Origin of the sequence: Thermococcus nautili (genome assembly GCF_000585495.1) — an archaeon.
Classification (GTDB): domain Archaea; phylum Methanobacteriota_B; class Thermococci; order Thermococcales; family Thermococcaceae; genus Thermococcus; species Thermococcus nautili.
The window spans coordinates 1,629,788-1,655,710 of record NZ_CP007264.1 but is presented as its reverse complement, the minus strand read 5'-3'; the positions used below and the strand labels follow the sequence as shown (position 1 = coordinate 1,655,710).

General features: G+C 53.9%; 34 protein-coding genes. 14 read left to right on the top strand and 20 right to left on the bottom strand.

Features of this window, described 5'->3' with window-relative positions; genetic code table 11:
- Positions 1-2 precede the first annotated feature (2 nt).
- Genes BD01_RS09055 through BD01_RS09035 form a run of 5 tightly spaced genes read left to right on the top strand, consistent with a single transcriptional unit; the run spans position 3 to position 3,801 of the window.
- The gene (locus BD01_RS09055; RefSeq protein WP_042692209.1) at positions 3-527 is read left to right on the top strand and encodes an NADH-quinone oxidoreductase subunit B family protein; all 525 of its coding nucleotides are present in this window, start codon (positions 3-5) and stop codon (positions 525-527) included.
- Positions 520-1,086 (top strand): NADH-quinone oxidoreductase subunit C, encoded by a 567-nt coding sequence (locus BD01_RS09050; RefSeq protein WP_051482201.1) that lies wholly within the window; start codon positions 520-522, stop codon positions 1,084-1,086. Before BD01_RS09055 ends, BD01_RS09050 begins: the two co-directional genes overlap by 8 nt.
- On the top strand, positions 1,083-2,360 hold the full coding sequence (locus tag BD01_RS09045; RefSeq protein ID WP_042692207.1) for a hydrogenase large subunit: 1,278 nt from the start codon (positions 1,083-1,085) through the stop codon (positions 2,358-2,360). Before BD01_RS09050 ends, BD01_RS09045 begins: the two co-directional genes overlap by 4 nt.
- A 5-nt stretch (positions 2,361-2,365) precedes the next feature.
- Entirely contained in the window at positions 2,366-3,358 is a 993-nt protein-coding gene (locus BD01_RS09040; protein WP_042692206.1) for a respiratory chain complex I subunit 1 family protein, read from the top strand.
- Positions 3,355-3,801, top strand: a complete 447-nt coding sequence (locus BD01_RS09035; protein WP_042692204.1) for a 4Fe-4S dicluster domain-containing protein — start codon at positions 3,355-3,357, stop codon at positions 3,799-3,801. Before BD01_RS09040 ends, BD01_RS09035 begins: the two co-directional genes overlap by 4 nt.
- On the opposite strand, the gene BD01_RS09030 is transcribed toward BD01_RS09035, so the two are convergent.
- Genes BD01_RS09030 through BD01_RS09010 form a run of 5 tightly spaced genes read right to left on the bottom strand, consistent with a single transcriptional unit; the run spans position 3,793 to position 6,185 of the window.
- The gene (locus BD01_RS09030; RefSeq protein ID WP_042692202.1) at positions 3,793-4,281 is read right to left on the bottom strand and encodes a ferritin-like domain-containing protein; all 489 of its coding nucleotides are present in this window, start codon (positions 4,279-4,281) and stop codon (positions 3,793-3,795) included. The genes BD01_RS09035 and BD01_RS09030 overlap by 9 nt on opposite strands.
- A 1-nt stretch (position 4,282) precedes the next feature.
- A complete protein-coding gene (locus BD01_RS09025; protein ID WP_042692201.1) occupies positions 4,283-4,762 on the bottom strand; it encodes a ferritin family protein in 480 nt (159 codons plus the stop codon).
- Between the two features lie 48 nt (positions 4,763-4,810).
- Positions 4,811-4,987 (bottom strand): membrane protein, encoded by a 177-nt coding sequence (locus tag BD01_RS11340; RefSeq protein ID WP_042692199.1) that lies wholly within the window; start codon positions 4,985-4,987, stop codon positions 4,811-4,813.
- A complete protein-coding gene (locus BD01_RS09015; RefSeq protein ID WP_042692197.1) occupies positions 4,980-5,678 on the bottom strand; it encodes a SagB/ThcOx family dehydrogenase in 699 nt (232 codons plus the stop codon). Before BD01_RS09015 ends, BD01_RS11340 begins: the two co-directional genes overlap by 8 nt.
- Before the next feature lie 24 nt (positions 5,679-5,702).
- Positions 5,703-6,185, bottom strand: a complete 483-nt coding sequence (locus tag BD01_RS09010; RefSeq protein ID WP_042692194.1) for a THUMP domain-containing protein — start codon at positions 6,183-6,185, stop codon at positions 5,703-5,705.
- Between the two features lie 60 nt (positions 6,186-6,245).
- Here BD01_RS09010 and BD01_RS09005 point away from each other — a divergent pair, with 60 nt between their 5' ends.
- The 3 genes from BD01_RS09005 to trxB all read left to right on the top strand — a co-directional run bounded on the left by BD01_RS09005 (position 6,246) and on the right by trxB (position 9,037).
- Positions 6,246-7,442: an ATP-binding protein gene (locus BD01_RS09005; RefSeq protein ID WP_042692191.1), complete on the top strand. Its 1,197-nt coding sequence runs from the start codon at positions 6,246-6,248 to the stop codon at positions 7,440-7,442.
- A gap of 1 nt (position 7,443) precedes the next feature.
- On the top strand, positions 7,444-7,977 hold the full coding sequence (locus BD01_RS09000; protein WP_042692188.1) for a metal-dependent hydrolase: 534 nt from the start codon (positions 7,444-7,446) through the stop codon (positions 7,975-7,977).
- Positions 7,978-8,044: 67 nt separating this feature from the next.
- Complete coding sequence (gene trxB / locus BD01_RS08995; RefSeq protein ID WP_042692185.1) at positions 8,045-9,037, top strand: thioredoxin-disulfide reductase; 993 nt, start codon at positions 8,045-8,047, stop codon at positions 9,035-9,037.
- Here the strand turns inward: trxB and BD01_RS08990 are convergent, their stop codons facing one another.
- Positions 9,038-9,211: a hypothetical protein gene (locus tag BD01_RS08990; RefSeq protein WP_156927405.1), complete on the bottom strand. Its 174-nt coding sequence runs from the start codon at positions 9,209-9,211 to the stop codon at positions 9,038-9,040.
- Positions 9,212-9,679: 468 nt separating this feature from the next.
- Between BD01_RS08990 and BD01_RS08985 the strand changes: the two genes are divergently transcribed.
- Positions 9,680-11,017: an ornithine aminotransferase gene (locus BD01_RS08985; RefSeq protein ID WP_042692181.1), complete on the top strand. Its 1,338-nt coding sequence runs from the start codon at positions 9,680-9,682 to the stop codon at positions 11,015-11,017.
- Between the two features lie 40 nt (positions 11,018-11,057).
- Positions 11,058-11,657 (top strand): ECF transporter S component, encoded by a 600-nt coding sequence (locus BD01_RS08980; RefSeq protein ID WP_042692179.1) that lies wholly within the window; start codon positions 11,058-11,060, stop codon positions 11,655-11,657.
- Here BD01_RS08980 and BD01_RS08975 read toward each other — a convergent pair.
- The 3 genes from BD01_RS08975 to BD01_RS08965 form a co-directional block, all read right to left on the bottom strand.
- Positions 11,654-11,938: a family 4B encapsulin nanocompartment shell protein gene (locus BD01_RS08975; RefSeq protein WP_042692177.1), complete on the bottom strand. Its 285-nt coding sequence runs from the start codon at positions 11,936-11,938 to the stop codon at positions 11,654-11,656. The genes BD01_RS08980 and BD01_RS08975 overlap by 4 nt on opposite strands.
- A complete protein-coding gene (gene deoC, locus BD01_RS08970) occupies positions 11,935-12,606 on the bottom strand; it encodes a deoxyribose-phosphate aldolase (RefSeq protein ID WP_042692175.1) in 672 nt (223 codons plus the stop codon). The genes BD01_RS08975 and deoC overlap by 4 nt, the downstream gene beginning before the upstream one ends.
- Positions 12,607-12,694: 88 nt before the next feature.
- Positions 12,695-13,003 carry a hypothetical protein gene (locus BD01_RS08965; protein ID WP_042692170.1) on the bottom strand — a complete coding sequence of 103 codons (309 nt, stop codon included), beginning with the start codon at positions 13,001-13,003 and terminating at the stop codon, positions 12,695-12,697.
- A gap of 83 nt (positions 13,004-13,086) precedes the next feature.
- Here BD01_RS08965 and eno point away from each other — a divergent pair, with 83 nt between their 5' ends.
- A complete protein-coding gene (eno, locus tag BD01_RS08960) occupies positions 13,087-14,379 on the top strand; it encodes a phosphopyruvate hydratase (RefSeq protein WP_042692167.1) in 1,293 nt (430 codons plus the stop codon).
- 179 nt (positions 14,380-14,558) lie between these two features.
- A complete protein-coding gene (locus BD01_RS08955; RefSeq protein ID WP_042692166.1) occupies positions 14,559-15,386 on the top strand; it encodes a radical SAM protein in 828 nt (275 codons plus the stop codon).
- A gap of 63 nt (positions 15,387-15,449) precedes the next feature.
- Here BD01_RS08955 and BD01_RS08950 read toward each other — a convergent pair whose 3' ends face one another.
- From BD01_RS08950 to BD01_RS08940, 3 genes are read right to left on the bottom strand one after another with little or no spacing between them, the layout of a single operon-like run.
- Positions 15,450-15,902, bottom strand: a complete 453-nt coding sequence (locus BD01_RS08950) for an Lrp/AsnC family transcriptional regulator (protein WP_042692165.1) — start codon at positions 15,900-15,902, stop codon at positions 15,450-15,452.
- Between the two features lie 59 nt (positions 15,903-15,961).
- Positions 15,962-16,513, bottom strand: a complete 552-nt coding sequence (locus BD01_RS08945; RefSeq protein ID WP_042692163.1) for an XTP/dITP diphosphatase — start codon at positions 16,511-16,513, stop codon at positions 15,962-15,964.
- 40 nt (positions 16,514-16,553) lie between these two features.
- Positions 16,554-17,042, bottom strand: coding sequence for an adenosine-specific kinase (locus tag BD01_RS08940; RefSeq protein WP_042692162.1), 489 nt, complete (start codon positions 17,040-17,042; stop codon positions 16,554-16,556).
- Positions 17,043-17,106: 64 nt separating this feature from the next.
- Here BD01_RS08940 and BD01_RS08935 point away from each other — a divergent pair, with 64 nt between their 5' ends.
- Positions 17,107-18,027, top strand: coding sequence for an Lrp/AsnC family transcriptional regulator (locus BD01_RS08935; protein ID WP_042692156.1), 921 nt, complete (start codon positions 17,107-17,109; stop codon positions 18,025-18,027).
- Here BD01_RS08935 and BD01_RS08930 read toward each other — a convergent pair.
- A complete protein-coding gene (locus BD01_RS08930; protein ID WP_042692155.1) occupies positions 18,024-18,950 on the bottom strand; it encodes an SPASM domain-containing protein in 927 nt (308 codons plus the stop codon). The two genes, BD01_RS08935 and BD01_RS08930, sit on opposite strands and share 4 nt — an antisense overlap.
- Before the next feature lie 96 nt (positions 18,951-19,046).
- On the bottom strand, positions 19,047-19,472 hold the full coding sequence (locus tag BD01_RS08925) for a molybdenum cofactor biosynthesis protein MoaE (RefSeq protein WP_084606336.1): 426 nt from the start codon (positions 19,470-19,472) through the stop codon (positions 19,047-19,049).
- A 69-nt stretch (positions 19,473-19,541) separates the two neighbouring features.
- Here BD01_RS08925 and BD01_RS08920 point away from each other — a divergent pair, with 69 nt between their 5' ends.
- Entirely contained in the window at positions 19,542-20,354 is an 813-nt protein-coding gene (locus BD01_RS08920; protein ID WP_042692151.1) for a hypothetical protein, read from the top strand.
- Here BD01_RS08920 and BD01_RS08915 read toward each other — a convergent pair.
- From BD01_RS08915 to BD01_RS08890, 6 genes are all read right to left on the bottom strand, one after another.
- The gene (locus tag BD01_RS08915) at positions 20,347-21,045 is read right to left on the bottom strand and encodes a ThiF family adenylyltransferase (RefSeq protein WP_042692149.1); all 699 of its coding nucleotides are present in this window, start codon (positions 21,043-21,045) and stop codon (positions 20,347-20,349) included. The genes BD01_RS08920 and BD01_RS08915 overlap by 8 nt on opposite strands.
- A 1-nt stretch (position 21,046) precedes the next feature.
- Positions 21,047-21,313, bottom strand: coding sequence for a ubiquitin-like small modifier protein 1 (locus tag BD01_RS08910; RefSeq protein WP_042692148.1), 267 nt, complete (start codon positions 21,311-21,313; stop codon positions 21,047-21,049).
- Between the two features lie 383 nt (positions 21,314-21,696).
- Positions 21,697-21,960: a hypothetical protein gene (locus BD01_RS08905; RefSeq protein ID WP_042692145.1), complete on the bottom strand. Its 264-nt coding sequence runs from the start codon at positions 21,958-21,960 to the stop codon at positions 21,697-21,699.
- A 28-nt stretch (positions 21,961-21,988) separates the two neighbouring features.
- Complete coding sequence (locus tag BD01_RS08900; RefSeq protein WP_042692143.1) at positions 21,989-22,357, bottom strand: hypothetical protein; 369 nt, start codon at positions 22,355-22,357, stop codon at positions 21,989-21,991.
- A gap of 325 nt (positions 22,358-22,682) precedes the next feature.
- A complete protein-coding gene (locus BD01_RS08895) occupies positions 22,683-22,940 on the bottom strand; it encodes a hypothetical protein (protein WP_042692140.1) in 258 nt (85 codons plus the stop codon).
- 7 nt (positions 22,941-22,947) lie between these two features.
- Positions 22,948-25,824, bottom strand: a complete 2,877-nt coding sequence (locus tag BD01_RS08890) for a hypothetical protein (protein WP_156927403.1) — start codon at positions 25,822-25,824, stop codon at positions 22,948-22,950.
- Positions 25,825-25,923 lie beyond the last annotated feature (99 nt).

Genomic DNA, 25,923 nt, shown 5'->3' with positions numbered 1-25,923 from the left:
AAGTGAGCATCAAAGTTCCCGCTAACGGCGGTTCAAACTCATCGGAGCGCGAGAGGCTTGAGAAAAGAATCGCCCAGCTGTGTCGCTACATCGGAAAATCCCCCTGGGTCTTCCACGTGAACACGGGCTCGTGCAACGGTTGCGACATCGAAATCATAGCCGCTCTAACGCCACGCTACGACGCGGAGCGCTTTGGAGTCAAGCTCGTCGGCAGTCCAAGACATGCGGACATACTCCTCGTTACCGGGCCGGTAACCAACCAGAGCCTCGAGAGGGTTAAGCTGGTCTACGAGCAGACGCCCGAGCCGAAGATAGTGATAGCAGTCGGCTCCTGCCCCACCGGTGGGAGCGTCTTCTACGAGAGTCCCTTCACCAACGCACCGCTGAGCAACGTGATTCCGGTGGATGTTTACGTCCCGGGCTGTCCGCCGAGACCGGAGGCAATACTACATGGGGTTGTTTTGGCACTGGAAAAGCTGGCTAAAATCCTGAAAGGAGAAGTCCCGGGAGGGGAGGAACATGAATGATAATCCCATTAACGAGGCGAACGAGGTTAAAGAGCCCACCAAAGCCGAGAAAGTCGCGAAGGCGATAGCGGAACGCTTTCCAAACGCCCAGGTTGAGGTCAAGACCAACAAGTGGGGGCGCGAGAGGGTCTGGGTGAGAATCGACAGGGAAAGCTACCGCGAGCTGATGAGGTTCATAAAAACGCTTGACGGCGAGGCCCACTACTCGATAGGCATCGAGCAGGACTGGGGGGACGACCTGGGCTTCCTCAGTCACCTCGTGATTTATTACGACGACGCCCCTGCCGTTTCACTGCTCATAGACGTCCACGCGCCGAAGGACGACCCAACGCTCCCGGACATCAGCGAGGTCTTTCCGATAGCCCTCCAGTTCGAGAGGGAAGGAATGGAGATGGTTGGCATAGACTTTGAAAATGCACCGGACAAGAGGAGGCTCTTCCTGCCGGAGGACTTCCCCGAAGGCATCTATCCACTCCGCCTCGACGACAAGGGTGTTCCCGAGGAGATGGTGCACAACGCAGGCCACCCCTATTACCTCAAGGGAGGTGCTAAGAAATGACCAAAGTTGAATACTGGGTCAAGATACCCTTCGGTCCGATTCACCCCGGTCTGGAGGAGCCCGAGAAGTTCATACTCACCCTCGACGGCGAGAGGATAGTTGACGTTGACGTCAAGCTCGGTTACAACCTGCGCGGAATCCAGTGGATAGCCCTCAGGAGGAACTACGTCCAGATAATGTACTTAGCCGAGAGAATGTGCGGGATATGCAGTTTCTCCCACAACCACACCTACACGAGGGCCGTTGAAGAAGCGGCCGGAATAGAGGTGCCCGAGAGGGCAGAGTACATCCGCGTAATCGTCGGCGAGCTTGAGAGGATTCACAGCCACCTGCTCAACCTCGGCGTTCTGGCTCACGACATAGGCTACGATACCGTGCTCCACCTCACCTGGCTCGCCCGTGAAAAGGCCATGGACACGCTTGAGGCAGTTGCTGGAAACCGCGTCAACTACTCGATGGTAACCATCGGAGGCGTCAGGAGGGACATCGACGAGAAGAGGAGGCGGATAATTCTCGATATGATAAAGTACTACAAGGAGGTCTTCCCGCAGATTGAAGATATTTTCCTCCACGACCCGACGATAGAGGCCCGTTTCAGGGACACTGCTGTTATAAGCAAGCGCGTGGCGCTGGAACAGGGAGCCGTCGGGCCGACGGGAAGGGGAAGCGGAATCCGCGACGACGCGCGCTGGAGCGAGAGGCTCGGCGTTTATCCGGATTTGGGAATAAAGCCTGTCATGCCCCAGGACGTTACTGGGGAGAGGCCGAGGGGAGACGTATTCGACAGAATGGCCGTGAGGATAGGCGAGCTTTGGCAGAGTTTGGAGCTCATCGAGCACGCCCTCGACCAGATGCCGGACGGAAAAATCAAGACCTTTCCGAAGGACAACGTTCTCGTCGCCAAGCTCAGGATAATGGTGGACGGAGAGGGCATTGGAAGGTACGAGGCGCCGAGGGGCGAGCTGATTCACTACGTCCGCGGAAAGAAGGGAAGCGACAAGCCCCTCCGCTGGAAGCCGAGGGAACCGACGTTCCCGAACCTGTTCGCGGTCGCTGAGGGCGTCAAGGGAGACCAGGTTGCGGACTTCGTGGTGGCGGTTGCCTCGATAGACCCGTGTCTGAGCTGTACGGACAGGGTTGCGGTCGTTGAAGACGGAAAGAAGAGAATCCTGACCGAAAAGGACCTCCTGAAGGCCTCGATAAAGAAGACGCGCGAGATTAATCCCGACGTGAAGGGAGACCCAACCCCTGTAGGGTTCGGCTGTTCGAGGTGATGCTCATGGACGTGATGGGAAACATCGTCTATCCGATTGCAGGCCTGCTCGGGCTCTACGGCTTCGTCTCACTGGCCTCGCTCCTCTGGGAGGGAATAGACAGGAAACTGGTTGCGAGAATGCAGAGGCGCGTTGGACCACCGCTGATACAGCCGTTCTACGACTTCCTCAAGCTGATGAGCAAGGAAACGATAGTCCCGAACACGGCAAACTACATGTTCAGAGCGGCCCCGGTTCTGGCACTGGCAACGGCGATAGCGCTCCTGGCTTACACGCCGATGGGCTTCACCCCGATTTTAGCGAGCAAGGGCGACGTCATCGTCTTCATCTACCTATTAGCCCTCATCAGCTTCTTCAAGATAGTTGGAGCGATAAGCTCAGGCAGTCCCTACGCGAAAATCGGAGCGGCGAGGGAAGCGACGATAATGGTGTCGAGAGAACCCGCCATGATGCTGGCAATCTTTGCGATAATGTGGCGCCTCGGAAAGCTCGGCGTTGACAAGCCCTTCAGCATGGGCATATTCTACCAGCACAACATCTGGGAGATAGGGACGCCGATGAGCTTCGTGGGAGCGATAATACTCCTCTACGTCTTCTGCGTCTGGCTGGCGAGCGAGATAGAGGTCGGGTTCTTCAACATACCGGATGCGGAGGAGGAGATAGCCGAGGGACTGCTCGTCGAGTACAGCGGAAGGTATCTGGCACTGCTCAAGCTGACGAAGGCTCTCAAAGCCTATATAGCGGCTTCCCTGGTGGTCGCGATATTCTTCCCCTGGGGAATAGCGGGCTACTTCGGCCTGACGGGCCTCTCAGCGGACGTCGTTAACCTGCTCTTCCACACGCTGAAAGTGTTTATCCTGCTCTTCGTCGTCGGAAGCGTCTTCAGGGCCGTAACCGGAAGGCTGAAGATAACCCAGGCGGTGGACTTCCTCTGGAAGAACGTCTTCTTAGCGTCTCTCGTTGGCTCACTCCTCCTTGCGATGGAGGTGATAATGTGAGGGCGCCAATACTCGTCCCAACGGTGCTCAGGAACCTCGTCAGGAAGCCAGCGACCAACCTCTTTCCGAAGACCGAGCCGGTGCCGGTTCCAGAGAACTTCAGGGGCCAGCTTAAGTACAACGTCGACAAGTGCGTCGGCTGTAGAATGTGCGTCACCGTCTGTCCCGCGGGGGTCTTCGTTTACCTGCCCGACATCAGGAAGGTGGCGCTGTGGACTGGAAGGTGCGTTTACTGCGCCCAGTGCGTTGACGTCTGCCCGACGGGAGCTCTGGAGATGAGCGACGAGTTTCTGCTCGCGAGCTACGACAACTACGACGACAAGTTCATCCCCCTGAAGGAGGAGAAGATAGAGGAGATACGGAAGAAACTTGAGGAGCAGAAGAAGGCCAAGGAAAAGGCCAAAGCCGAGAAGGCCAAGACCGAGAAAAAGGAGTCAAAGTAACCCCTTCTTTTTTCTCCACTCGTAGAGGGCCTTTAATGCCGAGTAATGGCCCTTCTCAACGTCCGCAAGGTAGAGGTAGACCTTTTTGAGCTCCTCGTTATCGGTTTCCTCCGCCAGCTTCCGATAAATCGTCTCGGCAAGCTTTTCAGCTTCCATAGCGTTAATGAGAACGTCCTCGAGGTCCTCGACCTTCCAGAACTTGCCGAGAACGTGGGTTCCCTCAACGCTCGGAACGTTCACCTCAATCAACTCGTCGCCGTATTTCTCCCGGTAAATCTTGTAGAGCTCGTCGCCATGGCCCTTGGACTCCTTGCCGAGCCTTTCAAAGGTCTCGTAGACTTCCTTGGGAAGGCCGAGCTCCTTGGCCCTCTCCGCCAGCTTCAGGTAGGTCTCGGCCTCCTCGTATTCACCCTTAATCCAGTAGCTGAGCAGTTCGCGCTCGTTGAGCTTCTTAATTTCTTCCAGAACCTCAACCACCATGTCAACCACCCAACCGTTCGTATTCCCTCTTCAGGGCCTCGTAGTGGCCCCTCTCCACATCGGCGAGCTTGAGGTAGAGTTCTCTTAACCGCTCATCCCCAACCTTTTCGGCGAGGGCTTTGTAGGCGTTCATCGCTATGAGCTCGCTCTCCATAGCGGTTTCAAGGACCTCCTTAACCTGGTCGGCCCTTTCAAAACGGTCGAGAACTGGTAAAACTTCAAGAGGAGGGATTTCCGTTGACGGCTCCCTGCCGAAAGAGGCTTTGAACTCCTCCCTGAGCTCAACTGCATGCCTTTCGGAGTCCTCGCTCAGTCTGAGAAAAGTCTCCACGAGGCTCTCTGGAAGCCCAAGGTTCTTAGCCCTCTCGGCCAGCTTGCGATAAAACTCGGCCTCCTCCAGCTCGCTGGCTATCCAGTAGGCCAAGGCCTCCTCGTAGCTCAGCTTCTGGAGTCTCTCGATGACATCATCGACGTCCAGCATTCCAACCCCCTGAATAATTTGTCGGCGGGCCTAATAAGCTTTTGTTCCTCAGCGAACGAGCCATATCGCCAGGAACATCGCGATGTAGGCGAGAAGGCCCAGGATAACGTGGAAGTACAAAAGAACCCTCTTCCACCTCGGCGAGAGAAAGTAGAGGGCGCCGGTAACGAGGGCCAGTGTCATGAGGGCGAAGCTGAGGTAGCCGAGCGTGTTGTGGTCAACCATGCCTCCCCACCGGAAAGACGTAGAGTGGAGCACCTTCAGTTCCAAGGAGCGAGGCAACCTCATCGTCGTGGAAAGCCCCAACCGCGACCGTTCCGAGGCCAAGGGCGGTTGCCTGGAGGTAGATGTTCTGGCCTATGTGGCCGGCCTCCATATGAACGTACCGGATTCCCCTCTCACCGTAGACGTCAGTTGTTCTCTCGTAGAAGGCAACCAGAACGATGTCAACGGGGGCGCTACCGACCCATTCCTGGTCGAGACAGGCCCTCTGGAGCTCCATTCTGTAGTCACCTGGCTTTACCAGCTCAAGGGCGTGTTTCCCGGGGATGTAGCGGTAAATTCCGGGTTCAAGGCCCTCAACCTTACCAACGACGACGTAGACCTCGAAGGGATAAGTAGCGCCCGCGCTCGGGGCCGAGCGGTAGCCCTTTGAACTCGTTATTCCCTGAGCCGACCAGAGGAGCTGGGAGAGCTCTTCAAGGGTTAGGGGCTCGTCACGGTAGGAGCGGACGCTCCTCCTCTTCGCTATCGCCTCCTCAACGCTTATCTCACCCCTCAAACGGGGTTCTGGAAGGGGCACAACCTCACCCGAGGCCGTCTCAACGGTCTCAAACCTCGGGCCCGGCTTGAAGATTAACAGTAGTGGGAGAACGAGGGCCAGCGCCAGGGTCAGGTAGGCAACCTTCCGGAGCATGTGATTAGTTGGCGCCCAAACTATTTATTCCTTCACATCGAAGCGAAGAACCTCACCCTTTCGGACGAGGCCGATTCCAGCTTTCTTACCCAAAACCTCGATGATAACCGTGTAATCGGGCTCGCTCAGGTTGACCTTTAGATTATAGCGCTCGACGAGGAGCGAGCCGAGTTTGACTTCGAGCTCCCGCTGGGAGAGCCGTTTATTCCCGCGAACCCTGGCGCGGACGGCGAAGGTTCCGTCTATCGCTTTCCCCAGCTCAAGGACGGCCTTCTCTACCTCCTCCCACCTGGCCGGAACGAGTCTTTCGATGGGGATTACTCTCTGTATCGCCTGCGTCTCGAAGTTCCTCAACCGTTTGAGGGCCTCGTCCTTTGGTAGGGGAGTTTCAGCGAGGAGGACGCCCCGCCAGTCCGTTCCTTTAACCCTCACCTTTCCCAGTGCCCACTCCAGTTCGAGTATCGCGTCGCCTTCTCTGCCGGGCGGTGCCGTTACGAGGAGAATCATTTCCGCTCACCGATGAACAGGTTTTTATATTGAAAGGCCTTAAACACTTCGGTGGGTGAAATGGAGGGTCTTAAGCTTTACCAGTCATACGAGGTTTACGGCCTCTCGGCCAATCCCTTTGAACAGCTCGCCAGCGAAGGAATAACCGACGTCGAGAGCATTCACGTTTATCAGGAGATAGACATGCGCCTCCAGATGATTGTTTCGGAGGTAATAGGCAACAAAAGCTCGATAGCGCTCAGCATCGTTGGGCCTCTTGGAATGGGTAAAACGCAGAGGCTCAAAACGCTCGCGAAGGCCATAGAGGAGAACAAAGGCAAAGCGATATATGTCAAAGTCGATACCAACGACATCCTCAAGCTCACGCGCGACATCTTCTACGCGCTGAAGCCCCCCAAGAGCAGGACGAACATATTTCTCGAAAACCTCAGCAGGAAGCTCGGATTCATCGACAGGCTTGAGAAGATGCTCAGCGACTCGAAGGAGTACAAGAGCAGGGACATCGCTGAACTCCTCGTCGAGCAGATGAGCAAGTATCCCTACTGCGCGCTCCTCCTAGACGAGCTGGAGAACATGCAGAGCGCAAGGGAGCACGAGAAGATTCAGTTCTTCGAGATGCTGAGGCACTTCATAAGCACGATGCCGAAGGGCTGTATCGTTGCCTTCGCCTGCGTTCCAGAAGCTTATGAGGAGTACACGAAGATATTCCCCGCCTTCTTCATGCGCCTCCACTACGAGTTCAAGCTCCGCCCGATGAGCCTTGACGAGACCTTTGAGCTCGTGAAGAAGAGGCTCAACCGCGTTCGCATAAGGGACACCGACGACCCGCTGTATCCCTTCACGGAGGAGGCGATAAGGCTAATCCACCAGCTCGGGAAGGGCAACCCGAGGCAGATTTTAAGACTCCTTCACTACGTCCTAAGCGAGTCCGCAAAGCACAAGTTCGACCCGATTGACGACTACGTCGTGACGACGATTCTAGAAGAACCGAAGAGCCTTGAGGAGTACCTCACGAGGATTCCGAAGGAGTACAAGGACCTAGTTGAGGCGATAGTGTTTGAGTTCAACGGCGGGCCGGTGAGCTACATACAGGTCGCCAAGGTCGTCAAGAAGCCGGGAATGCAGGTCTACGACAAGCTGAACGAGCTCATAAGGCTCGGCTTCCTCGTCGGCGACCCGAAGGGCAACTACAAGGTTCCAGACTACGTCAGAAAGTTTTTAGAGGAGGGGCAGGCGGAGAAGCTGAAGGGTGAGTGAGTTGCCGAACTACGATACCCACGTGCTCAGCGGAATAGTGACTTATCCAATAGCGGTGCTCATCGGCGAGCTCCTGAAGGTTTACGCCAAGCTACCGATTGAGCTAACCTCAACGGCGCTAATCCTCGGATACGCGTTCTATGTCCTGGGAAGCGATTTACCCGACATGGACCACCCGGACGCGCTGATACACAGGGGCTCAAAGCCGATAGTCAGCGTCGCCGCTGGAAGCGCCGTCTTCCTATGGGCCAGGGGATTCGTTCACATGAACCCGGCGTGGATTAATCCAGTTGTCTCGTGGGTCGCGGGTGCCCTGGCAGGGCTCGTAGCGTGGTACGCCTTCACGTGGCTCATGCCGAAGCACAGGGGAATCGTCCACTCGCTACTCTTCGCAGGAATCTACGGACTGCTCGCTTTCCTTTTGGTCGAGTACGGCCTCAAGATGTCAACTGGCGAGGGAATCTTCGTCGGTTTGAGTGCTTTCCTCGGCTACACCCTCCATCTAGCCCTCGACCGCTCGGTTAAGCTGGTTTAGTTTTACCCATCTTTGGGCAACAATGCTTTTAAATAACCCACTTTAGGAAAGCGCGGAGGTGGGAGAGATGTTCAGCCTTGGAGGATTCTCACGCGGTGGTGAGTACGAGAAGAAGCTCTGGGACGTCCTCATCATCGGAGCTGGCCCAGCGGGCTTTACGGCGGCGATATACGCCAAGCGCTTCGGCCTCGACACGCTGATTATCAGCAAGGACCTGGGCGGAAACATGGCCTTAACAGACCTCATAGAGAACTACCCCGGCTTCCCCGAGGGAATCAGCGGTTCGGAGCTGACCAACAGGATGCACGAGCAGGTCAAGAGGCTCGGCGTTGAGGTGGTCTTCGACGAGGTCGAGAGGATTGACCCCGCTGAATGCGCCTACTACGAGGGCCCGTGCAAGTTCACCGTGAAGACCAAGAACGGCAAAGAGTACCGCGGGAAGACGATAATCATAGCGGTCGGAGCCTCGCCGAGGAAGCTCAAGGTTCCGGGCGAGGAGGAGTTCACAGGAAGGGGAGTTTCCTACTGTGCAACGTGCGACGGCCCGCTCTTCAAGGGCAAGAAGGTCATCGTCGTCGGCGGTGGAAACACCGCTTTACAGGAGGCCCTCTACCTCAAGAGCATCGGCGTTGATGTAACGCTCGTCCACAGGCGCGACAAGTTCAGGGCCGACAAGATACTGCAGGACCGCTTCAGGGAGAGCGGGATTCCGGCGATACTCGACACCGTCGTCACCGAGATAATTGGAAAGGACAAGGTCGAGGCGGTGAGGCTGAAGAACGTCAAGACCGGCGAGGAGAAGGAGATGAAGGTCGATGGAGTCTTCATCTTCATAGGCTACGAGCCCAAAACGGATTTCGTCAAGCACCTCGGCATAACCGACGACTACGGCTACATTCCGGTGGACATGTACATGCGCACCAAGGTTCCGGGCATATTCGCGGCCGGCGACATAACCAACGTCTTCAAGCAGATTGCGGTCGCGGTCGGCCAGGGAGCGATAGCGGCAAATTCCGCCAAGGAGTTCCTTGAGAAGTGGGGAGAGAAGAACGGGGAGTGATTAGCCCTCCATTCTCTTCTTTAGCTCTTCCTTCGTCAAGTAAACGATTTCGTTGGAATCGCCGATGATGTAGGGCTCTTTAATTTTCGTCGTTGAACCGGAGTCTATTATTCCACATAGATAACCCAGGAATGTGAAAATTATCACATCTACAGTGTAATTATCTCCGGTCACCAATGTTATCGTCAAAAACACAATCAAGAAAAGAAAACACCTCCTCATTCAAACACCCCCAATTCACTATCTTCCTCATCGTCATCGAAGAGGAGGCTCTTATCCAGGCTCAAAGCCACGAGAAAAACCATCAAAATCCACCAGGGCAGGAGCTTCAAAAACAGCCAGAGACCTTCAACCAGGCCATCTCCACTTAAGGAGTGACTCAACAACGGTGAACATGAAAAGGTTCACAAAGAATAGAACTGAGAACGTTTTACCATCGAAGCGCTTCTGACTTTCCTTTCTCACCACGCACTCACCGAAGTGAAACACTCACTCAAGTTTATTAACTTTGCTCCCCCGCTTCACCGGGAGCTTTCAGAATTCAACCTTCCAGGAAGCTTATCGAAAAACTTTCGGTCAAAGATGTTCATCCTTGAGCATAGAGTTATATAGTCGAACGTCGAGCTTCGCCCGGTGATGGACATGGTGGTTAGACCGAACGTTAAGGAACTCCCCGGGCCGAAGGCCAAGGAGATAATTGAAAGGAACTTCAAGTATCTCGCCACTACAACCCAGGACCCCGAGAACCTTCCGATAGTCATAGAGCGCGGTGAGGGAATAAGGGTTTACGACGTTGACGGAAACGTCTTCTACGACTTCGCGAGCGGTGTTGGAGTTATAAACGTCGGCCACGCCCATCCGCGCGTCGTCGAGGCGATAAAGAAGCAGGCCGAGAAGTTCACCCACTACTCGCTCACCGACTTCTTCTACGAGAACGCGGTTATCCTCGCCGAGAAGCTCATCGAGCTCGCTCCGGGTGACTTCGAGAAGAAAGTTGTCTACAGCAACAGCGGTGCCGAGGCCAACGAGGCCGCTATGAAGCTCGTCAAGTACGGAACCGGAAGGAAGCAGTTCTTGGCGTTTTACCACGCGTTCCACGGAAGGACCCAGGCCGTTCTCAGCCTTACCGCGAGCAAGTGGGTCCAGCAGGACGGCTTCTTCCCGACCATGCCGGGCGTTACTCACATACCCTACCCGAACCCCTACAGGAACACCTGGGGAATTGACGGCTACGACGAGCCGGACGAGCTCATAAACCGCGTTCTCGACTTCATAGAGGAGTACGTCTTCAGGCACGTTCCACCCCACGAGATTGGCGCGATATTCTTCGAGCCGATACAGGGTGAAGGCGGCTACGTCGTCCCGCCGAAGAACTTCTTCAAGGAGCTCAAGAAGTTCGCCGACGAGTACGGAATACTCCTCGCCGACGACGAGGTTCAGATGGGCATAGGCAGGACCGGAAAGTTCTGGGCCATCGAGCACTTCGGAGTTGAGCCGGACCTCATCCAGTTCGGTAAGGCCATCGGCGGTGGACTTCCGTTGGCAGGTGTCGTCCACAGGAAGGATATAAGCTTCGACAAGCCCGGAAGGCACGCGACCACCTTCGGTGGCAACCCCGTTGCAATAGCGGCTGGAATAGAGGTCGTTGAGATTGTCAAGGAGCTCCTCCCGCACGTCCAGGAGGTCGGAGACTACCTCCACAAGATACTCGAGGAGTTCAAGGAGAACTACGAGGTCATTGGCGATGCCCGTGGTCTCGGTCTCGCGCAGGCCGTCGAGATTGTCAAGAGCAAGGACACCAAGGAGAAGTATCCCGAGCTCAGGGACAGGATTGTCGGAGAGGCTGCGAAGCGCGGTCTCGTTCTTCTCGGCTGTGGCGACAACAGCATAAGGTTCATCCCGCCGCTGGTCGTCACCAAGGAAGAGATAGACGTCGCGATGGAGATATTCGAGGACGCCCTCAAGGCCGCCCTCAAGTGAAGTTTTTAACCCCTTCTCCCTTTTCTATTCCGGTGGTTGAATGGACGAGGCACTCGTTGAACTCTCAAGGTACGCGCCCTATGCCTTCGCGGTTGCAATAGGCCTGTTCGGGCTATACCTCTGGTTAAACCGCGAGAAATTCAGGAGCGTCAACGTTGTTGCCGTTGCGGGGATTTCAACCGCTCTCGTTGCCGTCGCCACGAAGGTTGTGAACATACCCGTGCCGGCGACTAACGGATACATAAACTTCGGCGACACGATGGTTATGTTTGTGGCAATGGTCTTCGGACCCGTCATAGGGGCCTTTGCGGGAGGCGTCGGCTCGGCGCTTGGAGACGTCATATCCGGCTATCCCGGATGGGCACCGATAACACTGGTTATCAAGGGCATTGAGGGTCTTGCCGTTGGCTACATATCCCAGAAGCTTGAGGGGACGGCAGGCCTCATAGTAGCAGGGACGATAGGTGGAATCCTAATGGTCTCCGGCTACTTCGTCTTCGAGTACTACGCCTTCGGTTTCGCCGCGGCGTACTCCGAGCTTCCAGTGAACCTTGTACAGGCGGTTACTGGAATAGTCGTCGGCACGGGGCTAGCAAACGCAATAAAGAAAAGGTATCCAGAAATCGAGAGCCTGCTTTAAACATCAAGCTTCTCTATTTCTTCCCAGACCCTTTTTTCTTCAAGGAACGGCTCAACAGAAATCCTGCGCGAAGCCTTCTTAATCTGACCAAGGTAGGCCGAGTCGGCAATAACCGCATCGTAGCCAAGCTCTTCTATGCGGTAAATCTTAAGCCCGAGACCCGTGAGGAAATCCTTGGAGTGCTCGATAAATCCCGGCCCCGCAAGCATGACGTCAGGGTTCATGCCATCGTTCTTAAGCTCCTCAATCGCCCTCAGGACGACTTCCCTGAGCTCGTTCATTTCGGGGCACCTTCCACAATTTTTACACCACTCGATGTTCCAATCCTGCTGGCCCCGGCCTCAATCATCTCAACGGCCTGCTCGTAGGTTCTGATTCCGCCGGCCGCTTTAACGCCCATCTCTGAACCAACTACCTTCCTCATCAGCCTGACGTCCTCAACCGTCGCTCCCCCAGTTCCGAAACCGGTCGAGGTCTTCACGAAGTCCGCTCCGGCCTCTTTGGCCAGCTCACAGGCCTTGACCTTCTCCTCCTCGGTGAGGTAACAGGTCTCGATTATGACCTTGACCTTTGCCCCTCTCTCGTGGGCTACCTTGACGACCTCCTCTATGTCCCTCTTCACGTAGTCGTAGTCCTTATCCTTGAGGGCACCTATGTTGATGACCATGTCGAGCTCGTCGGCACCGTCCTCAAGGGCTTTCCTCGCCTCAAAGACCTTAACCTCGGTCGGCGTCGCGCCGAGGGGGAAGCCGATGACGCTCGCGACCTTGACGTCTACCTGCTTCTCGCGCAGGTAGTCCTTAGCGAGCTTGACGCGGTAGGGGTTAACACAGACAGCGTAGAAGCCGTACTGAATCGCCTCATCGCAGAGCTTTATGATGTCCTCCCTTGTCGCGTAGGGCTTGAGGTTGGTATGGTCTATGTAGCGTGCAATCTCACGGGCGTCCATCAATGACCACCTAAAGTCGGTAGCTTGGAAGAACTATTTAGCGTTTTCTCTCCCCCGTTTGGAGAAAAACCCGAAGCATGGAGAATTTTCAAAGCGCATCCAGCTTTTTCAGCACCGATGTCAGCCGCTTTTCTATCTTAGGCTCCCCGAGGTCAGGTTTGACCTCTCCCCGAGCTATGGCCTCAAGAACCTTAACCGCGTTGTCCCAGTTCTCCTCCAGCGTTCTGCCCTTGGGAATGGGGTTCCTGAGGACGTGCCAGCGCCCGGTTTCCTCGGAGTAGACGAGAATCCTCGGAATGTAGTCGATGTCCATGAAGGTGTTGTCGAGGCTCAGCTCGATTCTAATGCCTTCGAGCTCGATGTAACCCTCCTCCCGGAGCTTCCTCTTCCAGTCCATGTTCCGGCCTCAACGGGGCAGTTTAAAAGCCCATCGCCAACTTTATATTTGGGGAAGGAAAAATATCACCCGAGGTGATTAGCATGGAGAACCCGTTCGAGATTACGGCGGTTATAGCGAGGGAAATCCTCGACAGCAGGGGAAACCCAACCGTTGAGGTCGAGGTTTACACCCCCGTCAGCATGGGACGTGCCGCGGTTCCAAGCGGTGCCTCAACCGGAACCCACGAAGCGGTCGAGCTCCGCGACGGCGGAAAGCGCTTCCACGGAAAGGGCGTCAGGAGGGCGGTTGAGAACGTCAACAAGATTATAGCACCAGAAATCATTGGAATGGACGTCACCTGGCAGAGGGACATTGACATGCTCATGATTGAGCTCGACGGTACCGAGAACAAGAGCAACCTCGGCGCCAACGCAATCCTCGGCGTTTCCCTGGCCGTTGCCAAGGCCGCCGCGAACGCCCTCGGGTTGCCCCTCTACCAGTACATCGGCGGAACCAACGCCTACGTCATGCCGGTTCCGATGAGCAACGTCATCAACGGAGGTGTGCATGCCGGCAACGAGCTGGACTTCCAGGAGTTCATGATAATGCCCGTTGGGGCTAAGAGCTTCCGCGAGGGAATAATGTGGGTCTCCGAGACCTACCACACCCTCAAGAAGGTCATAGCCGAGAAGTACGGCAAGAACGCCGTCAACGTCGGCGACGAGGGCGGATTCGCCCCGCCACTCAAGGAGCCGAGCGAGGCCCTCGACCTCCTCACCGAGGCCATCGAGGAGACCGGCTACAAGGTCGGCGACGAGATAGCCTTCGCCCTCGACCCGGCCTCAAGCGAGTTCTACGACGAGAAGCTCGGCAAGTACGTCGTTGGTGGAAAGGAGTACGACCGCGGAGAGCTCCTTGAGCTCTACAAGGAACTCGTGAGCAAGTACCCGATAGTCTCGATTGAGGACCCGTTCCACGAGGAGGACTGGGAGGGCTTCGTCGAGATAACGAAGGAACTCGGAAGGAAGGTACAGATAGTCGGCGACGACCTCTTCGTCACCAACCCGAAGAGGATAAGGAAGGGCATCGAGCTCGGCGCAGCAAACGCGCTCCTCCTCAAGGTCAACCAGATTGGAACGCTGAGCGAGGCGATAGATGCCGCCTACACCGCCTTTAGGGCCGGCTATGGAGTCGTTGTCTCCCACAGGAGCGGAGAGACCGAGGACAGCACTATAGCCGACATAGCCGTTGCCATCAACGCCGGCCAGATAAAGACCGGCGCTCCAGCCAGAAGCGACAGGAACGCCAAGTACAACCAGCTCATCCGCATAGAGGAGGAGCTTGAAGGAGTGGCGATATATCCGGGCAAGAAGTTCCGCAACCCGTTCCTCTGATTACCTTTTCTTGCTTTTACCATTTTCCCACAAACGTCCAGTTAGAGTTTTAACCCTCTCTTCTCATTCCATCCGGGTGCTTTGATGAGGGAAAGAAAGCTCAAAAGTATCCAAACCCTTCCTTCTCCTTTAAACACCGGAGGGGGCTCCGCCCCCTACAACCCCCAGGGGTGAGTTAAATGAAGAAATTAAAAATTTACATTCCTGGAGTTAAGTTTCCATCAATCTCTCTCACCGGAAACTACTGCGCGCTCAACTGCGCCCACTGCGGGAGGCACTACCTCGAGGGCATGAAGAAGCCAACGCGAAAGGAGCTCCTGAACTTCTGCCTCGACCTTGAGCGCTCCGGCGGGCGGGGCTGTCTGCTCAGCGGGGGGATGGATTCACGCCTGAAGGTGCCGATTGACAAGTACGCGGACGAAGTGAGGGAGATTAAGAGGAGAACGAACCTGAAGCTCAACGCCCACGTCGGATTCATAGACGAGAGCGATTTGGAGTGGTTGAAATACGTTGATGTCGTCTCCCTCGACTTCGTCGGCGATGACGGCGTGATAAGGCGAGTTTACAGGATAGACAAAACCGTAGAAGATTACCTTCGCATAGTTGAACTTCTCACCGAGAACGGAATCCGCGTGGCGCCCCACATAACGATAGGCCTTGACTTCGGGAGAATCCACTGGGAGTACCGGGCGATTGACCTCCTCGCTCAGTACCCGATAGACGTCCTAGTGCTGGACGTTCTCATCCCGACGAAGGGGACGGAGATGGAAAACGTCCCGAAACCGGGCGTTGAGGAGAGCCTGAAGGTCGTCGAGTACGCGCGCGAGCGCTTTGACGGGGAGCTGAGCATAGGCTGCATGCGGCCAACGGGAAGATGGCGGGTGGAATTCGACAGGGGGGCGGTTCTGAAAGGAGTTGACAGATTGACGAATCCGCCGAGGAAGGTCATCGAGTGGGCGAAAACAGTGAGGAACGTCGAGATAATCTACGAGTGCTGCGTTATGTAGGGCTCATCAAACCTCGCATCATCATAAATCAGAAAGGAGAACGCCAATCATCGCCCTAAAGCCTCAGAGCTCCTCTTTAACCGTAACGAAGGACACCATGGTTACCGTCTGACCGACACCCTTTATTTCCCTAAGCTTGTCAACGACGATTTTACCGACTTCCTCAGAGCTGGGGGCGCGGACCTTTATGAGAAGGTCCCACTCACCGGCTATTATGTGAACCTCGTAGACACCTTCGAGTGCCGCTATCCTCTCGGCGACCTGCCTCTGGGTCAAGCCGGAGTCGGGGTCGTATCTGGCGAGTATGAAGGCCGTCGTGCCCAGGTTGAGCTTCTTGTAGTTGGGCTTCACCGTGAACTTCTCTATTATGCCCTCGTCGAGAAGGCGCTTAATCCTGTAGTGGACCGTCGTCCTCGGTATTCCAAGCTTCTTGCTGAGGCTCGCTATGTTCTCCCTCGCGTTCTCGCGCAGTTCCTTCAAAAGCCTAAGGTCGATGGCATCAAGGTTGCCCGTCATCGCGACCCCCTTCGTCACCTATTCAACTACAATCGCATGGGATTGATGAGAAGGCTTATTTAAAGGTTTTCCCTTAGCCATTGGGCAAAGGCCCTCAGCGCCCGTCCCCTGTGGGAGATTTCGTTCTTCTCCTCGGTTGTCATTTCGGCAAAGGTCTTATCGAATCCATCGGGCTTGAAGATTGGGTCAAAGCCGAAGCCGCCGCTTCCCCTCGGCTCGGTCGTTATCTCGCCGTCCACCCTTCCAGTGAAGATGTGAAGCTCGCCGTCCCAGTAGGCTATGACGCTCTTGAAGTAAGCTTTTCTGTTCGTCTCGCCCTCAAGGAGCTTGAGGATTCCGTTGTAGCCAAGGGTCTTGTAAACGTAGGCCGAGTAGACCCCGGGAAAGCCCTTGAGCGCCTCTACGAAGAGGCCCGAGTCGTCGAGGAAGAAGGGGCCCTCAATTCTCTCAGCCAGCCATTTCGCGCCGTATTCTGCAACCTCCTCAAGGGTGTCCGCCTGTATCTCAGGATACTCAAAGTGGAGCTGGTAGACCTCAACCCCAAGGGGCTCGAAGTACTTCCTGGCTTCCTCAACCTTGCCGAGGTTGGAGGTTATGAACGCCAGCCTCATGAGACCACCGGAGAAGAGAAGAAAAGAGGGGTTAAAAGGTTTAGTCGATGGTGTAGCCGATTTTCTGAACGAGCTCCCTGCGCTCCTTCCTCTGCTCCTCGGTCTCAATCTTGTTCGCGGCCTTGCCGTCAACCACTCCAAGGACGCTCCGTCCGAGGTCGGTCTCGGCAACGATGACCTGGAAGGGGTTCTCACTGGCGCCGTAGACCATCGCCACAGCTGGGTGGTTCTTGACGGTGTTGAGGACGTTTATCGGAAAGGCGTTCCTCATTAGGATTACGAAGACGTGGCCCGCGCCGATTTTCACGGCGTTCTTCGCGGCTAGCTCTTCAAGCTCCTTGTCGTTTCCGGTGTAGCGGGTCAGCTGTGGTTTCGCCTCGTTCATGGCTATGCCGAACTTTATTCCCGGGACGGCCGTGAGAAGGGCTCTCGCGAGGTCATCAACGGTGAATATCGAGAAGTTACCCTGTCCGATTATGACTTCGACCCCCTCGGGTTTTTCAATGTCAACTACCTCTATCTTCACCATGGGCACCACCGGAAGAATTTAATACTCCAACGATATAACTTTTTCCGCCCCGGTGGTGCCGATAATGGGCGGTGTAAAAGAGGATGAAATAGAGTTCCTCGTTGAGCTTCTGAGCAAGTACCCCCTCGAAAGCCTCAGGAAGATAGCGTCAGCCGAGGGGTTGGATTACTACAGGTTGAAAAGGATTTACGACAGATACTACGGCAAGTACCTCGTCGTGAGCGCGACCTACAACATAAGGCTTCTTGGGCTGAAGAGCTTCGTGGGATTTCTGAGCGTTCCGGCGGATAGACTGATTGAAGTCGCCCTCAGAATGACCAAGAACCCCTTCATCGGCTACGTTAATCCTGCCTTCGGCTTCAAAAACGGGCTCTCGGTGATATTCTACGTCCCGAAGGACCAGGTGAAGGACATAGACGAGATGCTCGCCAAGTACTCAGACGACTTCGAGTACTACGAGGTCTGGGCCTATCCCCCGCCGAAGAAGCCCAAGGAGTGGGGCGACTGGGAGCTGAGCTACGACTACGCAATCCTCATGGACATCCTGAAGTGGGACGCGAGAACACCAATGAAGAGGATAGCGGAGCGCCTCGGGAAGACGAGACCGACGATAAGGTACATGATAAACAGACTTCAGGAGAAGAAACTCCTCGTCGGGTTCTTCCCCCTGGTCGACATGAACGTCCACGACAGGGGCGTGATTGGAATAGCGAGCGAGCTCAAAGAGGAAGTTCTCGACAAGTTCAAGGACTACGAGATTTCAGTTGGCTACCTCCCAGGGAGGGGCTATCTCCTTGAGTGGTTCTTCTCGTCAAGGGAGGACATGGGCGGAAAGGTGCTCGAATTCAGCGCCTACGTTGAGAAGCTCCTCGTTGAGTACTTCGAGCAGTCCTTCAAGGAGCTCAACGACAACAACAAGAAGACCGCGTTCCAGAGGATGGTAAAGAAGGACGGAAGCGGGTACCGGTCAATCCTTGAGTTTTAGAGGAGCATCGGGCAGTACTCCATGCCGTCTATCTCGCCGGTCGCCTGGTACTCAAGGGCCCTGCAGTCGTGGCAGATGTACTTGAACGGGCAGGTAGAGCAGGCCTCTATCTTGTCCTTCGTCATCTTCCAGAACGCCCTCAGCCTCTTCTTCCTGACGGCCTCCTTGAGGGTCATCCTGGTGAGGTCACCCACCACGTAGTTCCTGAGGAGCGGGCAGGGCAGAACGTAGCCCTCGGCAGTAACGGCGACGGTTCCGGCAAGGCAGTCGTGGTAGCGCTCGGTGCTGGGATTGTAGATTCTGCGAAGCTCGATGACGTTGAAGTTGAGTCCCCTGGCCGAACCCGGGAAGAGAACGTCCAGGTAGACCTCACCGTTGAAGTTGCCGAGGAACGAACCGGCGCGGAGCTCTTCAGGAGGAACGACGACGAGGGCGCCGTGGAGCCAGGGGTACGCCGAGAGCTCGTCGAGGGTGTGCTCCGGATAGCTGAGTTCCGCAATGAAGTTGACGCCTTCAATGGGCGTAACCTTGTCAAGGTCGTCTATGAGGACGACGGCATAGACCTCCGGGAACTCAAGCTCACTCGCGAACACTGCAAGGGCCAGAAGTGTCTCGACGTTGTCGTAGTTGGTCAGCCAGAGTTCCTTTCCGCCGAGTTTCCTGAACTCAAGGATTAGCTCCTTCATTCTCTCAAGGCTCATCGGCTCCCTGCGGAGGATGAACCTGTTGTTACCAATGCAACCGATGGACCTGGGGATTCCTCCAACCTCTGAGAACTTCCCCTTACCGGCGCCAATCTGAAGGATGAGCCTCTCGAGCTTACCGTTGTGGTTCTTACTTGACCACGGGGGCTTGGCGACACTAACCACCGACTGAGTCGGAATGGTTTGAAACACCGAACCTGCATGAACAGCCCTCTCCATTACCGCCCACCATAGAACGGTAGGAAAAACCATATTTATACTTTTTCTATTCGGATTTTGCTAACCATTCAAGATAGTATGCAAAAAACGGAAAAGTCATTCGGGAATCTGCCTGTCACCCTCAATCCAGAAGGTTCCCTCGTCGGTAACTTCACGCTTCCACACGGGGACCCGTTTCTTGACCTCGTCTATCGCCCACGAACAGGCCTCAAAAGCTTCCTTCCTGTGCTTCGCGCTGGCCACTATGAGAATCGTGTCCTCACCAACGGGCAACTCACCGTAGCGGTGCCATATTAGCATGTCGAGAATCGGGAAACGCGACAGCGCCTCCTCCCTTATTCTGGCCATCTCTGCCTCAGCCATCTCAGGGTAGGCCTCGTAAATGAGCTTGTGAACCTTCTTCCCGTGACTCTCGTTCCTGACCTGGCCGAGAAAGACAACGTAGGCCCCGCTCTCCGGGACGCGGAGGAGCTTTATCGCCTCATCAACGCTGAAGGGTTCCTTCGTCAGTCTAACCTTCACGACGACCACCTAAGGGAGTACCTCCGGAAGGTTTAAAGTTTTCATCTCTGAGCGGGGAGGGGTGAGGGCATGAGGAAACTCACTGTGCTACTGCTGGTACTCATCGCAATCTCCGCTGGATGCATTGGAGGAACCACCCCTCAAACTCAGTCTCCAACCGCATCCCAGACCGGCTCAACCCAAAGCACCTCAAGCGTTACGTCGACGGCCACATCCGCTGAGAAAACATCGATTAACCCGTTCCAGGCACTTCAGGAGATAAAACAGTACACATACACCGAAAACGCGAGCGTTGAACTCAGGATAAACATGACGGCCGGCAACATAACCCAGCAGACCAACGTCAGCCTCGTCATAGAGGAGAGGGGATACGTCGACCTCGATGGGATGAAGGCAAGAATACAGACGAGGACGACCACGCTGCCCGATAACGTGACCCTTAACACGACCTGGGTTGTAATCGGAAAGAAGGTTTACGTTGAGAACTTCGGAAACGTGACTGTTGAGAACAACACCGCCTTCTGGCGTGTCAACCCCGTTTCTCTCGCGAGGGAACTGCTGAAGCTCAAGCCGGTGGGCAACTACACAGAAAACGGCACCCTCGTCCTGGTGTATTCCGTTCCGGAGGAGCTCATCCTCCCGCTGGCGGGGCTCTACTTCACAACGCCGGAGATGAACACCACGGTGACCGACGCAACGGCCGAGCTGTACTTCACGGAGAAGGGCTTCACGGGAATGAAGCTCACCTACGGAATCCTCGCGACGACGACCACGAACGGCATCGGTGGGGAAATCAAGGTCACGGAAAGGGGCCTCTGGAAGGGAACCATAAGAATAACCTCGGTCAACAAAAAGGAGGACGTGAAGGCGCCGTCTACCTGAGCTCGACGACGTCGAAGGTGTTGTAGGCCAGGTCCACGAGGAGGAGCCTGTTGAGAAGTGGCTCGCCGAGACCCGTGAGGAGCTTTATGACCTCCATCGCCTGGATTGAGCCGACGACACCTGCGGTTGCCCCGATTATGGGGAACTTCCCCTTCTTTTCCCTGACACTCGGAAAAATCTCGCGCAGGTTCTTCGTCTTTCCGGGAACTATCGTCGTCACCTGACCGAACGTCCCCTCGACGGCCCCGTGAACAAGAGGGATACCCTTTTTCTGCGAGTAGTCGTCGAGAAGAAAGCGCGTCTCGAAGTTGTCGAGGCAGTCAACGATGACGTCAACGCCTTCAAGGACTTCCTCAACGTTCTCCGCCGTGAGCTTCCCGACGAAGGTCTCTATCCTTATGTCGGAGTTAAACCTCTCAAGCTTCCACTTCGCCGAGAGGGGCTTGGGGTTCTTGTTTAAATCCTCCTCCCAGTGGAGTATCTGCCTGTTGAGGTTGCTTAACTCGGGCTTCTGCTCGTCTATGAGAAGGAGCGTCCCGATTCCGGCAGAAGCAAGGTAATAAGCTACCGGACTTCCGAGACCGCCAACGCCGACGACGGCCACCTTGGCTCTCTTCAGCTTCTCCTGCCCTTCCTCCCCAAAAATCATTATCTGCCTGTCGTATCTTTCCAGTTCCCTCTCGCTCAGCATCTCAACCACCGCTCACAGGGGGGAATATCGCAACTATATCCCCGTCCCTCAGAATCTCGTCGAAGCGGACGTAGCGACCATTCCGCGAGACGTTGACGTCGGCCAAGTCATCGTCCTCGGCGAAGACCTCGTTCTTGAGAACTGGGTGCCTCTCCTTGAGGATTTCTATAAGCTCCCGCACCGTTATCCCGTCGGGGACCTCAAGTTCCTCCTCGCTCTTGCCGACGAGGGAGCGGTAGCGGGCGAAGTAGCGAACGGTAACCTTCATCTCGACCACCGGGGAAAGTTGGAGAGGAAGTTAAAAAGGGTTGCTGGGCAGGTTTATTTCTTCCACCCCCAGGCATCGGCAGGAAAATCGCGGAGAGCGCTTTTTCCAAGGTCCACCTCAGAGTAATCCATAAATAATCTTATCGTTCCTCCGTACACCCCATAGAAGTTCCCTCGGAGCCGAGCAGGCATAGACCGCGTAGAGAGTGTATGAGAGCGCAACGAGAGGTGACCTGTAAAAAAAGAGCCACGAGAGAACAATGAGAACTGAGTAAAAGACTTTCTCCGCTTTCTCGCTTGAAACAACGGTGTCCCTAACAATTCACGCGATAATCCCCGATGAAACACCGAGGAGAGCACCCCAGAGTGCGAGGGTATAAATCGTCAGGTCACTCCAGTTGAGGACGAAGGACTCCAAGAGCGCGAGAACATAAACGGGAGTGAAAAGGAGTTCATCACCGTCGAATCGGGAATTCTGCCGGGAGTCGTTGAAATCAGGGCGAGGGTAAGCATAATCACGTTGAAGAGGACAAAAGCCCAGTTGGCCGAAACGTTGAAGACAGAAGATAAGACAATCGCAATTGGAATCAGGAGTAGGTTGTAGAGTATCGCAACGAGAAAGACTCTATCAGGGTCGGGGCAGTTCATTCACTCACCTCCCGGTTTTAGTACGTCATTATCCCTGTCCAGCCATCGAGGCGTTCTCACCCGCTTCTTTCAATGACCTCAGGTAACCATCCCTGATTGCATAGGCATAGAGAAAGGCCCACAGGGCGTTTTTTCCGTAAACACTGAGTTTGAGGGGCTTATCAACCACATAGCTCAGATAAAAAGCAACAAAGGCGCTCACTAACAACACCGAAAGGGGCATGGCCTCACTTCCGTTCTTAAATATCCACCAGACTTCAACGCTCCAGAGCAGGAGCATCAAGAGTATAACAACAAACGAAAAATCAAAGCTTTGGGCATAGATGTGAATAAGGGCCTCCATTGATAAGAGGTACAGGGGAAGCAGGAGGAGTACCTTGAACGTGAGGTTGCCCACTAATCACCACCCCACGATTTTAACACATGGCAATTAATAAATTATTCCTCTAAATTGTGTGAGTTACCATTTTCAGCTTCATAAACTCAGGGATAAAAGACTTCTAAGAGCTAAGCTATGATTCCAACATACAGCACAACTAAAAAGATAGCCTCAGTTAAGCCCAATCCCGGCAAACGACTGATGGTCTTCTCTAACATTAATGTTTCAAAATATCAATTCCCCGCTCCCTGAATTCCTAAGTTTCACATCTTCCAAGATTTCCACCACCCATTCGTGCTTCCGTCTTGACTGTCAACAGGGGATAACTACTTTAGAGTCCCCACTACGGCTTATGGTTTTTGTTCCCTTTTCCGTTCTGTAGTCTTCTCTCCAGTTCTTCTGGGGTCAGGTATTCGATTTCGGTTGAGTTCCCGATGATGTATGGTTCCTTAAACCGCAATAATGGACGTTTAATCTTCCCCTTGGAATCAAGGAAGTAAATAACAAGAATACTTAAAAACGCCGGGATTAAACCATCAACTATATTTCCCCAGAAAACACTTTCAAGAAAGAATACTGAAAAGAAAATTAAGAGATACACTCTTATCCTAATTTGAATCACCCCCCAAATGTTGCTTAAGTATGTTGTACACTTCCACTATTACACTTGTTATCGCGGTAACCTTTGCAGCACTAATGCCAGCACTGACGCTTACTTCTGCTAATGCTGTTGCGGCCCCAGCAGTGGCTCCAGACGCCAAGGGAGCTACATAATATTCCATAAATTTCTTCTCATAATAGTTTCCGTAAGTTAGTGTTACTGTTGTTTCGGTTGAATCTAAAAGCTGGTTGTCATTGTAGATCTCGATGCTGAAAGCATGTGGAGTGGGAAGCCATTTAAAAACTTGGCATTTTGAAACTCTGTGTCCACAGTTCTCTTTTGTTACAATTTCTGAATCCAAAAAATCAAGAAAACTGCCATAATTGAATTCATTCTGAGCTAAATCGTTGTTTATGTTGACTCCAATACGAAACTCCTTCCTTCCAGGGTTTAGCGTGGGATTGGTATTGCCTAGAGTTCTACTTAAATCAATTAACTCTCCGTCCATTCTAATCCTAGCAGTAACATCAATGTTGGCACTTAAAGGATTGTTCACAATCACTGAACACCATAGCTCTCCAGGAATACTGACTTTCTCGGGACATTCAATGGATATTATCTCAACATGACTGGTATTAGAACCGGAGATAATATTAATCTTCCCACTCCGCGAGTCCTCCCACAGCTCCTGCCCATTCACGAGCCTGTAAACCTTAACAGTGTAAGAATGCTCCCCAGCAACGGCAAGCCAGTGCAGAGTCACCGAAGCGCCAGAGGTACCAACGTTAAGTTCTTTCGAATCCTTAAGCTCATCATCAATGTACAGCTTAACCAGGGCCCTCTGAGTGCTCGAATAACTGCTGTCAATCTTAACGTTAAACTTAACGGTATCACCCGCCTTCGGATGGGCAGGCTCAGGAGATACGCTGACTATCCTAAGGCTCCCCGCGGACGGAGTAGGCGAAGGCGATGGAGTGCCGGAACTAGCAACGACAACTATCTCACTACTGTTATCCCTTGAGTACATCAGATTGGGCCCAAACTTAAAGATTCCCGAATAACCGTAGGTTCCATGAACAGGGTATACCACTGGACCAACTGAGATGCTCACCGTGTCGTGGGCCTGGACTGTAACGGAGCCACTCCTGTCAAAGGAGTGGGTTTTGTAACTGCTGTCCTTGTAGGAAGCGTGAAAGCTCCACTGACCCGAAATCGGCACATCATTCTCGTTCCTGATTTTGATTGTGAAGGACACCGAAGACCCCTCGGTTATCTCTGTTTTGGACGGAACTATCTCAAAGAACACCTTAGAGGGGCCAATACTAAGGTTTGCTGTTATAGTTTTGGAGTAACTTTTTACAGCAACCTGGACATCGGAACTTGAGCTAGAGGACGAAACGGTTGGCTGTGAGGGGTTTGACATCGGAAGCGGTGTGGGAGTTGAAAGGTAGCTGATTTTAACGGTTCCGCTTACGGTAACCTGTGTTTTTCCGTTGAAGTTAACCGTGAACTTCTTGCTCTTCCACAATCTAGTGCCATCATCGGGATGAACCATCGAGTATTTAACTGAGTCACTTCCACTGGAATCTGTGAGGTTTATTTTAACGTCGGAAACAGCGTTGTGCTCGGCCCTGAAGGAGACCTCGATATGGTAAGTGGCCTTTGTTGAGGTAACGTCATCAACGACGACGCTCACGTTTTTTATGGAGATGTAGCCGTAGTTGCTGTTCACATCAAGGGCAATATCGTAGTCAGAAGTTAAGCGGGAGGTCTGCAAATTAGAAATAGAACCGACTAGGGGATAATCTGAGTTACCAGAGCTCCCGGAAGTAATGGTTCTGCACTTTAGGGGATTTTTCTCGCAGGGGTCTATTATAATCGGTGGATTTTCAGGAGGTCTAAATTTCCATTCGGAGATGGTCTTAGAGTACACCACCAGAGCATCCTTGAGCTCGGCAACTTCCCTGTTGAGCATTGCCTTAACGTCTAGATTGTTGTTCCCGAGTTTCATGGCATTGACCAAAACGTAAACCCTGCGAAGTTGTCTGTAAGCCTCAACGGCAGTGGGCCAGTAGTAACTGCCGGACTTTACATCCCCGCTCAAGTAAATTAGACCTCCATCCCTTACTGCAGTCCACTTAGAGTGAATGAGAATTGAATCCATACCCTTCGCAAGGGAATCGAGGGCTGATGACATTCCGCCAACATCACCTGAGAGGTAGGCATGGTAAAACTCCGACCACTGGTCCGAAAGGTCAGGAACTATTTGCCTCTTGGCGCTTCCGTAGATTCTCATTGCATCTTCACGGGACTTAGCGGCATTAGGCCACTTCCACTTCTCCAATGCCCAGGTTTCGTAGTCAGCGTACTTGAAGCCGACCATCACGAAGGCCTGTGAAAAGTTGGTGAGGAAACGTCCCATGTCAAAGCCCGAGGTTATGTTATCCGCGTTCTTGGCAATGTACTCCTCAAGTGCCTTGATTTCATCATCTGTCCAGCCCTGGGCTTTCAGTTCGTTTACCGTTTCGGCCGGGAGGCCGTTCTTCTTTATCTCCTCGGCCATCTTCCTAAGTTCATCGGCGGAATAGTATAGTTGTACTCCAGATTTTTTAAGCTCCTCAAGCGCGAGCCAGATTTGGGCCGAGATGTTTGCTGAGTTAAGCTCGCCCTGGCGGGAGTTCTCTATTAGCTTTTGGGCAAGGGTTGCGTTGGGATTGCCGCTGTAGAGGCTCTCGTTGAAGGCGACGACAAGGTAAGCCTCATCGTTGAGAATTCTCCAGAAGTCATCGTACGCTTTGTCCCCGTTGACTTCATTCGCCAGAACCATCGGTGTCGATACCATTGCCCCATAAACCAGGGCACCTAACATTATTCCGATAATCAACACTCCCAGCCCTCGTTTCATATGACCACCAAGCATCGGAAAAAAGTGTTGCTAAAAAAGTTTTCTCTCAGAATCTTGATTACTCGTATCCCATCACAA